This is a genomic window from Drouetiella sp. (assembly GCF_059504425.1).
Genome location: NZ_JCACIN010000128.1, coordinates 1 through 11,003, shown reverse-complemented (window position 1 = coordinate 11,003; position 11,003 = coordinate 1). Strand labels below are relative to the sequence as shown.

The 11,003-nt window shown below is 49.7% G+C and carries 9 protein-coding genes, 1 tRNA gene and 1 pseudogene; 8 read left to right on the top strand and 3 right to left on the bottom strand.

Features of this window, described 5'->3' with window-relative positions:
* Positions 1–66: 66 nt before the first annotated feature.
* Positions 67–2,154, bottom strand: coding sequence for a PLL family lectin (locus AC5JMP_RS28000; protein WP_495854790.1), 2,088 nt, complete (start codon positions 2,152–2,154; stop codon positions 67–69).
* A 489-nt stretch (positions 2,155–2,643) separates the two neighbouring features.
* The gene (locus AC5JMP_RS27995; protein WP_495854789.1) at positions 2,644–4,836 is read right to left on the bottom strand and encodes an NAD(P)/FAD-dependent oxidoreductase; all 2,193 of its coding nucleotides are present in this window, start codon (positions 4,834–4,836) and stop codon (positions 2,644–2,646) included.
* 172 nt (positions 4,837–5,008) lie between these two features.
* Between AC5JMP_RS27995 and AC5JMP_RS27990 the strand changes: the two genes are divergently transcribed.
* The 8 genes from AC5JMP_RS27990 to AC5JMP_RS27955 all read left to right on the top strand — a co-directional run bounded on the left by AC5JMP_RS27990 (position 5,009) and on the right by AC5JMP_RS27955 (position 10,415).
* The gene (locus AC5JMP_RS27990; protein ID WP_495854788.1) at positions 5,009–5,242 is read left to right on the top strand and encodes a hypothetical protein; all 234 of its coding nucleotides are present in this window, start codon (positions 5,009–5,011) and stop codon (positions 5,240–5,242) included.
* A 153-nt stretch (positions 5,243–5,395) separates the two neighbouring features.
* The gene (gene dps / locus AC5JMP_RS27985; RefSeq protein WP_495854787.1) at positions 5,396–5,977 is read left to right on the top strand and encodes a DNA starvation/stationary phase protection protein Dps; all 582 of its coding nucleotides are present in this window, start codon (positions 5,396–5,398) and stop codon (positions 5,975–5,977) included.
* A 106-nt stretch (positions 5,978–6,083) separates the two neighbouring features.
* Positions 6,084–6,326: a DNA-directed RNA polymerase subunit omega gene (locus AC5JMP_RS27980; protein ID WP_495854786.1), complete on the top strand. Its 243-nt coding sequence runs from the start codon at positions 6,084–6,086 to the stop codon at positions 6,324–6,326.
* A gap of 20 nt (positions 6,327–6,346) precedes the next feature.
* Positions 6,347–6,940 (top strand): hypothetical protein, encoded by a 594-nt coding sequence (locus AC5JMP_RS27975; protein ID WP_495854785.1) that lies wholly within the window; start codon positions 6,347–6,349, stop codon positions 6,938–6,940.
* A gap of 122 nt (positions 6,941–7,062) precedes the next feature.
* Positions 7,063–7,428, top strand: a complete 366-nt coding sequence (locus AC5JMP_RS27970) for a DUF1818 family protein (RefSeq protein ID WP_495854784.1) — start codon at positions 7,063–7,065, stop codon at positions 7,426–7,428.
* A gap of 99 nt (positions 7,429–7,527) precedes the next feature.
* Positions 7,528–7,601, top strand: a tRNA-Pro gene (locus AC5JMP_RS27965).
* 21 nt (positions 7,602–7,622) lie between these two features.
* Entirely contained in the window at positions 7,623–8,195 is a 573-nt protein-coding gene (locus tag AC5JMP_RS27960; protein ID WP_495854783.1) for an NUDIX hydrolase, read from the top strand.
* A 45-nt stretch (positions 8,196–8,240) separates the two neighbouring features.
* Positions 8,241–10,415 carry an ATP-binding protein gene (locus AC5JMP_RS27955; protein ID WP_495854782.1) on the top strand — a complete coding sequence of 725 codons (2,175 nt, stop codon included), beginning with the start codon at positions 8,241–8,243 and terminating at the stop codon, positions 10,413–10,415.
* A 22-nt stretch (positions 10,416–10,437) separates the two neighbouring features.
* Here AC5JMP_RS27955 and AC5JMP_RS27950 read toward each other — a convergent pair.
* Positions 10,438–10,941 (bottom strand): annotated as a pseudogene (locus AC5JMP_RS27950) (DUF2887 domain-containing protein); the annotation flags it as partial.
* Between the last annotated feature and the right edge of the window lie 62 nt (positions 10,942–11,003).

Sequence of the window (11,003 nt, the reverse complement as noted above, 5' to 3'; positions counted from 1 at the left end):
CACAAGTTCAGAATCGATTCCCTTGACTTCGTCGGACTCAGGGCATATTGTTAGCTAACGTCTATGTTAAACCACTGCATCATAAGGGAAAACATTATCACCCAATGGAAACCAGCCTGACCAGACAGGATTTTCTTGACGCGGGTCAAAGTATTGGCTCCACACTCGACCATCTAGTCCAATTACAAACAGACTTGTGCCTCCTGGTACGGTGCTGATTGCACTCACAGTGGATGTTTGTGGGAAAACGTTATCACCTAACGGGAACCAGCCTGACCAGACAGGATTTTCTTGACGTGGGTCAAAGTATTGGCTCCACACTCGACCATCTAGTCCGATTACAAATAGACTTGTGCCTCCTGGTACGGTGCTGATTGCACTCAAACTGGATGCTTGTCCACCCAATGGGAACCAGCCTGACCAGACAGGATTTTCTTGACGTGGGTCAAAGTATTGACTCCACACTTGACCATCTAGTCCAATTACAAATAGACTTATGCCTCCTGGTACGGTGCTGATTGCACTCACAGTGGATGCTTGCGGGAAAACGTTATCACCTAACGGGAACCAGCCTGACCAGACAGGACTTTCTTGGCGTGGGTCAAAGTATTGGCTCCACACTCGACCATCTAGTCCGATTACAAATAGACTTGTACCTCCTGGTACGGTGCTGATTGCACTCAAACTGGATGCTTGTCCACCCAATGGAAACCAGCCTGACCAAACAGGATTTTCTTGACGCGGGTCAAAGTATTGGCTCCACACTTGACCATCTAGTCCAATTACAAACAGACTTGTGCCTCCTGGTACGGTGCTGATTGCACTCACAGTGGATGTTTGTGGGAAAACGTTATCACCTAACGGGAACCAGCCTGACCAGACAGGATTTTCTTGACGTGGGTCAAAGTATTGGCTCCACACTCGACCATCTAGTCCGATTACAAATAGACTTGTGCCTCCTGGTACGGTGCTGATTGCACTCAAACTGGATGCTCGTCCACTCAATGGAAACCAGCCTGACCAAACAGGATTTTCTTGACGTGGGTCAAAGTATTGACTCCACACTTGAGCATCTAGTCCGATTACAAATAGACTTGTGCCTCCTGGTACGGTGCTAATTGCACTAACGGCAGGGCGTAGCTTGAGTTTCTGTGCTGTTACTTTTACAATCCTGCCATCAGTATCAAACTGTTCAACTTGAAATAAAACATTTCCCAAAGGCTCCACAAAATCAACCGAAACCTTTATTTCAGAAGGAATCTTTATACTTCCTAAGAGGGCAGATGTTTCTCCTTCACCACTGGCAAACATACGTCGAACCAGAAGATAAGAGTCATTAAATCCTTGGTTCCAACTAATAGGTCTCACAAATTCCAGATAGTAATCCCAGATGCCTCGATTAGAACTATAAGCAAGTTTGATTCCCAAATTGGCACGAGCGCTTAGATCATTCACTGTTGCTAAAGGCAAAGTTATTCCGCTAGATTGGGTCATCCAATTGCCATCATCACGGTAAACTCGGCTGATATCTATCCATCCTTTTTGAATTAAATGCGGTAAACATAACGATGGCCCGAAAGGCTTACTGATAGTAGAATGACTGAAAGATTTGACGTTCATAGCACTCATAATGCAAAACGGATCGCCATATGCAGTCTTTAAATCAGCAGCATAATCATGGCTTAAGCCATGAACATGAGCCATTTCGTGAGCGAGAAAACTGCCACTGTGTCCATGAGGTGGTGCTGAAACTGTTTTTCCATCCGAGCTACCATCTAACCAGTAGTCGTAACGATTAGGACCATTACGATCGATATCATCACGAGACCAATCATGAGTAAAAATCGCAATCTGGCTAAAAAACCCTGTCTCCACATCAATCCCGGCGTTCTTTGCTGCTTTTCTAGCTTCATTCACAAGAGCAGTTCTGCCTTTTCCACCTGCTTCTAGTCGAGTAATCCCAAGCTCAACCCAGCCAAACACCTTACTACTGCTGATATCAACTGATCCTAGAGAAATATCACGCCAATACTCAACTAAACCACCCGCTCCAGGAGTAAAAGCCTGACGTACAAATTTCTCGATGCTAGCGTCGCCTTGCCCTCCTTTGAAACTACAAAGAATGACTGCCCACGAAAACTGCTGACTACCCATTTTCTATTCCTGTATAAATGTTGAAACTACCTGCTTCGGTAGCACCTACAGCGCTCTGCGCTTGGTTCAGTATGGATTATTTTGTAGAAGCCTCGCGGAGCGAGGCTTCTACAAAATAACTGTGGTTTATGCAATTGAAAATGCTGTAAACCAAGAGGTTTTCTCTAGATACAATTATTTTATTAAGTGCAATCTCAGATTGATATTCCCCACAGAGGTACTTTCCAATCTCTTCTTATTTTTTAAAGAGTAATGTGTCTGATTTTGAAGTATGCACTACTACAATCGATCTGATACTACTTTAAGTTGGTGAGGCGGCTCTCAAAAAATAACTCATTGGATCTGAGCGCGTAGCGCTATGTATGATGGTGCTGGTGCGCTAAAAGAGTGTGAGGAGCGATCCCTCCCCTCTCTTCCAACTTCACAAAGATTCTGCGCGCATTGCTACTGTACGGCGAACCCTGTTTCAGGATTACCCAGTTTTCAACCTTATCGATCGCCCAAAGGTTTTGCTAGTACGGGAGGTTGAGGCTGGGGCGATCGCGCCTTGCCGCGTACCTGCACAAAGCTGTCTTGGGGTTTGCCCATACCGTAAGTTAGGGCATAGCTACGGGTCAGCAGCCAAAACCACAGCGCCGGATAACGCGGCTCTAGCCAAGGCTGAAGGTTGCGGCTCAAGCGGGGAACCCAGGAAAATAGCCAGCTCATGAGGGCGCTGAAACTGAAGTTGAGGTAGCTGCCGACCCAGCGAATCAGGTCTTTGGCTCCGGCGAGTTCCCAGATCCACAGCAGCAAAGCCGGATTTTGCCAAGCAGCCTTGATCGCCATGCGGTTAAATGGCACCCAGCCCGCCCGATCTTTGATGAAGCGATCGGCAACCTCTGGCGACTCATCTGACAAAATGCCGAAGAACGTGTTCAGCATGGAGTTCACCTTCTGAGGTGCGAGGAACTTTCCGGTGGGCACCATCATGCCCTTAGAAAATAGCCAAGTGACGGCAATATTGCTCTGGAAGGCACGAATTTGATTAAGATGCTTTGCCTTCAGCAGGTCATGGCGCAGGGCAGTATCCAGCAGATCCGTCAGGCGAGGCAGGTTGCGGATGAGAGAGCCGAATCCGGTGAATACCAAGGGCGACTGAAGAGAAGCCGCATCGCCGATCGCCATTAATCGATCGAAGGCGACGGTGCGATCGTTGCCCCGAATGCTGAAATGCCCCGGAATATAGCCAAAGGTCGCCTTGCGCCACTTCAGCTTGCCCATGTCGCAGCGGCGATACTCTGGCAGAATGGTGAAGAAATCTTCGTACATTTCCAACAGCGAACCCGGATTTTCGGGATGCACCTGATGGTAATGAAACAGATAGAAGGTCAGCTCGTTGCCTCTGCCCGGAAACAATTCCCAGATGAGCTGCCGTCCCCGCGAAATGTCGCCGTGGCTGTTTAGCACGTCGCCGTAAAGGGCATCCCAAACTCCCGGCTCAAAGCCACCGTCAATTACGGCACCCACGGTCGGACAAACGCTGTCGAAGGCGTGCCCACCGTTGATTTGCCAAGCGATCGGCGAAGCGGTGCCCATAGCGTCAACCAGCAGCCGACCGGATGCCTGCCGCGCCTTTTGAGTCGGCAAATGCTTTGCCTGAATGGTGACGCTTTTCTCCCCGACATCGGCACGAAAGAACTCAGTTTCGTCCCAGATCTCGCCGCCATACGATCGCAGTTTCTCACCGCAGAGCTTCAGGAATTTCTCAGCATCGATCGCAATATTCAGTACCGTCGGCGTGTGCAAAACCGCCGCTTTGGACTGGGGCGGATTGTTGGCATCAAAAAACTTGTTGAAGCCATCCACATATTCTCGTGCAATCACGCTTTCAAACTCGGCGGATGTAAACAATCCCAGATCGATCAAGGTTTGAAACTCGCCCCGTGAAATATTCCACTCGCGGTTGATGTTGCCGAAGGGCATCCGCTCAATCAGCAGCACCCGATAGCCCAACTGCGCCATCATGGCGCTATGAACCACGCCCAGAGCGCCGCCAATGTAGATCAGGTCATAGTCGAGCGCTGAAAAATCTGGTGCGCCGCCTTTTTGACGAAAGATCACCTGCTTTGGCTGCTGGGGATTTTTTACCCCTTCACGCCAGCGCTGCTCCCACCAATAGACGCGAGTCAGGTCATACTCGCCGTTCGGGATCTCTTGGAAATAATGCACCGTTTTGGGATAGCGTTCGCCCAACGCTTCAAAAATAGTCTGCTGCGTCAGGTCGATCGCCGGAGGTTCAGGATAGCGGTTAGGAAAGCGATCGCGTAGCCCCCGCGTCATCTGCTGCAAAATCTTGCGCTCTTGGGGCAAAGGCTGCTTTGCCCAACGAAATGCCTTCAGATAGGTTGTGCGCTGTAGCGACCACACAAAAATCGATAGCTCTGAAGGCAATTCTGGGGACAATTCTGAGGGCAACTGATCTTTCAGTAGAATCGCGGTGGACGTTGCCGACTGACCAAACGTTGATGGAGTCACAGCGTGAGGTAGAGATTCGCTGGATAGAGGTTCTGAATAGGTGAGGCGGATGCCATCTGGCGTAACTTGTTTGGCGATCGCTCCACCTGGCAAAAATTGATGCAGCCAATCTCGCACTGCTGCCGTATCTGACGTTGGAACCTCTATATAAAGAATTTCTTGCATCGCTAAATTCTAAAACTCCGATTAATTTTCTCAAAAAAGATAGTAAATTTCCTGTAGAAACAGGTTGACATATATGGGAAATGCGTTAAACTTCCGGGTACATTCGCTGTTCTTAATAAACTTTACATCGCTCTCATAATTATCGGGGAATGCTCTCCTTAAGGCATCAGCAATGAATTATCCCATTCCAGCTAGCCCTCAAGAAATAGTAGCGCTTGGCCAGAGGCGAGTGAACGAAGAATTAATTGCCACGGCGATCGCGGGTGTGGTGCAAATCGCTCGTCTAAAGGGTCAGTCTTTAGAAGACTTGACGGCTGAAGTTCTGGCAGACGATAGCATTCTCGATCGAGACGCTCGTCGGGTACTGAGCGATATTGTGGCGCAAGCCTGGTGGACTCTACCCTGAGATTAGTCAAGCCTCGACGGGTCAGCTTTGACTTCAGCCAAGTCTAAACCCAATTAAATCTTGAGATTAATTGAAAATCTATACGCTGTACACATTTTCAACAATGGTTATGGCTTAATGATTGTTTAACCTCATACATCAGGATATCGCCATATGGGTAGTAACGGTCGCAGTCAACAAATGCATCAGACCCGCATTGACCTTCCTCAAGACCTGCGAATTCAGGTCATTGCAGTTCTCAATCAATCTTTGGCTTCTACGCTAGATCTAAAAACTCAGGTCAAGCAAGCCCATTGGAACGTCAAAGGCATGGATTTCTTTCAGCTCCACAGCTTGTTTGATGAAATGGCAGAAGAGCTAGAAGAATATATTGATATGGTTGCAGAGCGGGTAACGGCTCTGGGCGGTATGGCAATGGGAACTGCGCGAACCGCCGCAAGTCGCTCGACTCTGCCAGAATTTCCGTTCGATATCCTAAACGGTCAAGACCATGTAATGGCGCTTGCCGATCGCTATGCTCTGTACGCTAAGGAAGTACGTGAGGCGATCGACACCACCGATGAACTAGGCGATGCAGATACGGCTGATCTATACACTGAGATTTCTCGCGCCATCGACAAGCGCCTCTGGTTCTTGGAAGCCCACCTGCAAACTTCGGCAGAGACTCTTTCCCTCAACGGGGCAGACAGCGAAACCGAGACTCCCAAAGCTAAAAAGACACGGGCTAAAAAGTAAGCCACGCTTGAGAAAGCCAATGAGGAAGCCAATTAAATCTGATTGTCCAACTGTTTAGTTGGCTCCTGCTAAACTAGGAACAATTAACCCATAGTCGTAACTTCCTGTGAAACAACACTCCGCCCTTAAGCGATCGGCACTGGATACCAGCCAGCTCATGCGTCGTGCAGAAGACTTGATTGGTGCAGCCTCAAACCGCTACAGAATTACGGTACAGGTCGCAAATCGGGCACAGCGCCGCCGCTTTGAAGAATTCGACAGCCTAGATGATCCAAAAATGAAGCCCGTCATCCGCGCCATCATCGAAATGTCGGACGAGCTAACCCAGCCCGAAATCATCGGCGAGTAGCCCCAAAAGCGATATCACTTATGCGCAAGCCACCAGTCAGGTATCGCCTTCGAGTCACAAGCTTTCTGCTAGCTGCACTGAGCTTGTTTGCGATTTCGGCAGTCTTACAGTCTGGTGGTTTTGCCCAGCCCGTCATGAGAACCGGAGAATTGTGGCGGCAGGTCTACCAGCTTATGCCCGATTTGCCGCTCGAAGACCAATACGTCAACAAAGAAACGCGAGAAGTTTCCACCAGCACCCTAATTAGCCGCCTGATTCGATACCACACAACAACCAAGGGGCGATCGCCCCTTTATCGACTGGACTGGAAGTTGACCCTGGCAGATTACCTAGGCGTTAATGAGCGCATATCCTCCTCCATCTACCCCGGTGCTGATGTGCTGAGAACCAACCCTTTAGAGGGCGATCGGGCGGCGATTCAGAAGCTTAATCGAGTTCAGCGCGATGCCCTCGTTCAGGCGCTCGTCACTACGTTTTCCCCTGCTGTCCCTGCCGATTCATCTGGCGGCTCACCTGTAAGTCAACCTTCTGTCTCCCCTAGCCCTTCTGTCTCACCGAGTTCTCCTCGTCGAGAGCCACGTCCTGGAGACGCGAATCTGCTGCTCACTCCCTAAGCTTTTTATAGCTGTCGCAGCTTGCTTAGGACATTTATGGTGGGGCGCGAAGCGCCCCACCATAAATGTCCCCGTCCTAACCGCCTTGGCGGTTGCTATACCTCTGACCCTCTTTGAAGGCAATGGCTCGTCAAGTTAAACAGGGAGAAGGTTGGCAGTTAGGATGGGATGCGGATGCCGAAGTTTTTCGAGGGCTAGTGGGCGGTGCAGACTGGGCAATTGAGTTAACAGAAGCGGAGTTAGAAGACTTTTGCCGCCTGATTGTGCAGCTTGCTGAAACGCTGCGGCAGATAGGCAAAGAGCTAATGGATGAGGAGCGCATTAGCTGTGAAGTGGAGAGCGATCGCCTTTGGCTAGAGGCAGAGGGGTTTCCTCAGTCCTACAGTCTACGGCTGTTGCTGCTTACCGGGCGACGGGTCGAAGGGGCATGGTCTGAAGCAGCCGTTGCAGAATTGACTCAGGCGGCGCAGATGCTAAGAGTCTTTTAACGATCTGTTTCCAGAGGCAGCAACACCGAAATATTGGCTGGAAATGCAACAAATTACTGCATTGAGAATGCTATGCTTGTAAAGCGCTGAAAAGTGCAGCGGGACGTAGCGCAGCTTGGTAGCGCACTACTTTGGGGTAGTAGGGGTCGTGGGTTCAAATCCCACCGTTCCGATTTTAAGAGGCGGTGCAATCTATGACGTTAAGAAACGACAGGGATGTTTTGCACTTTCAAGAGCAAGGTCGGGTTAACCCGGTATCACCCAGCGATCGTCTCCCCCTGCCAGTCTACAGTGCTGCTCTGGATTATCTGGTGGTTGCCTGTACCGATCTCGTTTTTACCCATAAAAGCCAGGTGCTATTAGCCCAGCGCCATCGTCCGCCTCGCTCCTCTTGGTGGATTATTGGTGGCAGAATGGCAGCGGGAGAAACTCCGATAGAAGCGGCTCTGCGTAAGGCGAAAGAAGAGGCGCACTTGATTTTGACGGGCGATCGTCTGCGGTATATTGGCGTCTACTCGACCTGCTTTGCCGAGCGCTACCAACTGCCCCGACAAAACGGTGTCCATACTCTTAATCTCACTTATCACATTGAATTGACGGAGGTTGAGCAATCAGCAATCGTCCTTGACGCTGAAGAATATAGCGCTTGGCAATGGGTCGATGTGGCTGAAGTTGGCTCTGTGCTTGCCCCTGATAGCACAAAGCATGATGCAATGGATATAGCTCTACTACAAGTTATCCAAGATTTGGGCTATCTCTTATCCTAACCATCAGATATAAACAAGTAGGAGAGACTGCGTTAGGGCGATCGCATGTTCCAGTTCTCACCGACTCGTGGGTTAGCTAAGCTTTTTAGAAAAGTTCCTTTGCGGGCGGTTCTGATCGTCCCGTTTGTGCTGCAAATTATTTTTGTGGTAGGGCTAACGGGCTACTTGTCCCATCTTAATGGGCAAGATGCTGTGCGAGATTTAGTCGGGCAGTTGGAGCAGCAGGTGGGCGATCGAGTTGTGCAAAAGCTGGGAGACTACCTCAAAGCGCCGCAGCTTGTAACTCAAATTAACGCCGATGCCGTCCGTTTGGGCTTCCTAGATTTGGAGGATATTCCGACTCTAGAGCGCCATTTTCAAAGTCAATTCTGGCAATTTAACGATCTTCAGAATAGTTTGCGCTATGGAGAAGAGCGTCAGGCTGAACCATCCACATGCCCTAGCCCTCCTCCTAGCAAACTGACCTATATTGCTCTAGCAAGCGAGACAGGTAATTATATCGATCTGGGATACAATCCCAGCGGCAATCTTGAGACTACGATTTTAGATCGTCGCAGAGACAACATTACGCGCATTTGGCAAGTCAACCCTTGGGGCAGAAGGACAAACTTTTTGGATACTGTCCCAGACTACAACCCGCGCAACCGACCCTGGTATCAGCGTGCTGCCCAAACAGGTGCGATGGTTTGGGTTGATCCTTACTTACTATTGCCCTACAACGACTGGATTATCTCCGTCGATCGCCCCATTTATAGTCAGCAGGGCGACCTAATTGGTGTTGCCGATGCCACCCTCAGCCTGTCAGGCGTGAGCGAGTTTTTGCGTCACCTGAAGGTCGGCAACACAGGACAGGTGTTTATTTTGCAGCCCAACGGGAAAAAGCCTGACGGATCGATCGCAAAAGATGCCAAAGGTAACCCGATCGCTCAACTGATTGGCTCCTCCAAAAACGAAAGCCTTTGCCAGCCAGCCAGCCAAGATCTCGACGTTTTGCAGAGCAAAGATCCTTTAACTCGTGCTACTGCCCTGCATCTGCAAAAAATCTTTGGCAGCTTCAGCAGTATTAACAGCACCAACAGTCGCCAAATTCCCGATCTGTGGATGGGGAGCAATCGCCGATTTGTCAGAACCTTTCCCTTCCCTGGCGAACTCCGCTCTGAGTTTCAGGGACTTAATTGGCTGGTCGTTGTGGTGGTGCCCCAAGAAGATTTTATGGCGCAGATCAACGAAAATACCCAAAATACGGCTTTGTTGTGTCTGCTGGCATTGGGGGTGGCGATCGCGATTGGCACTTCTATTAATCGCTGGATTACGCGATCGATTCGTCAACTCAGCCACGCTGCGAAAGCTTTAGCTCAAGGCGACTGGGATCGGCAGGTATTGATTCATACCCCCAAGGAGTTGGGTACTCTCAGCGATGCTTTTAACCACATGCGGCACCAGCTCAGGCAATCGCATCAGCAGCTAGAGCAGTATTCTCAGGGGCTAGAGCAGAAAAACGAGCAGCTAGAAACTCTGGAGGCGGAACTGCGGCGGCAGCTCAATCTGTTTCTCCATGCCGTGTCTCATGATTTACGCAACCCCGTGATTGGCACCTCGCTGGTGCTAAGCAATCTTAAAAATCAGCCGGGGGATGATTTGAAGCTGCCCCGCAGAGTTTTAGACCGAATGGCAGAGAGCAATCAGCATCAGCTTGACTTGATTAACTCCCTAATTGATACCCATGCCGCTGAGATCTGGGGCATTTCGCTTCAAATTCAGCCTGTGAGGTTAAGTGAGGTGGTGAGGGGTGCGATCGCCGATCTTCAACCTATTCTGGACAAAGAGCAGGCAAATTTAGACGATCGCATCTCTGCCGATCTGCCGCTGATTGATGCCGATGCCCTCCAGATTTCTCGCGTTTACCAAAATCTGATTGCCAATGCCCTCAAGCACAATCCATCAGGATTGTCTCTGACGCTGGCAGCTCACCTAGAAGGCGATCGGCTTCGCTGCACCGTAACTGACAATGGTGTAGGGATTCATCCCAATCAGTGTGACAAGTTGTTTGACCCATACTTTCGAGGTGAGCAAAAACCTAAATCTGTGGGGCTGGGGCTAGGGTTATACCTCTGTCAGCAAATTATTCAGGCGCATGATGGCGAGATTGGTGTAGAAAGCCAGCTTGGCGAGGGCACGACCTTCTGGTTTACGCTGCCGCTCAACAAGGTTACTGATTAGAAAAGCTATCGCTTGGAAAAGTTTAAACAGGAGGTTGAGCTGTCTGCGTCACTTGCTCCAGCGTTAAGCCAAGTAATTCAGCAATCTCTTCACAACTCATTCCTCGTTCCAACATTCGGGGCACCAGTTCTAATTTGGCAACTAGCCGTCCTTCTTCGCGCCCTTCTTCGCGTCCTTCTTCGCGCCCTTCTTCGCGTCCTTCTTCGCGCCCTTCTTCGCGTCCTTCTTCGCGCCCTTCTTCCTTCACTTCTTGAAAGAATCGAGTTTGCTCAAGACCAACTCCTAGCATCGTTTCAACCTCATTCCGGGACAGATTGGTAAATTTGTAAACTACGATCGTCGTCGCTATTTCAATTATCGCTTCTCTAGAGAGAGACTCTGCAGATTCTTCTCTCGCAATCAGCCGTCGCGCTTGTTCAATGGCTTGATCATCTGGAGCGATCGTCAGCAGCATGAGCTGAATCCCCAAGGGCTGTGCATCGGGAAACTCAATTTCATCTAAATAAACACGCTGCACCTGAGGGCTATTAAGGAGTGTGAAATGTCAATTACATAGGCGTGTGAATTTAAAGGCACTTTCTTCTCTTA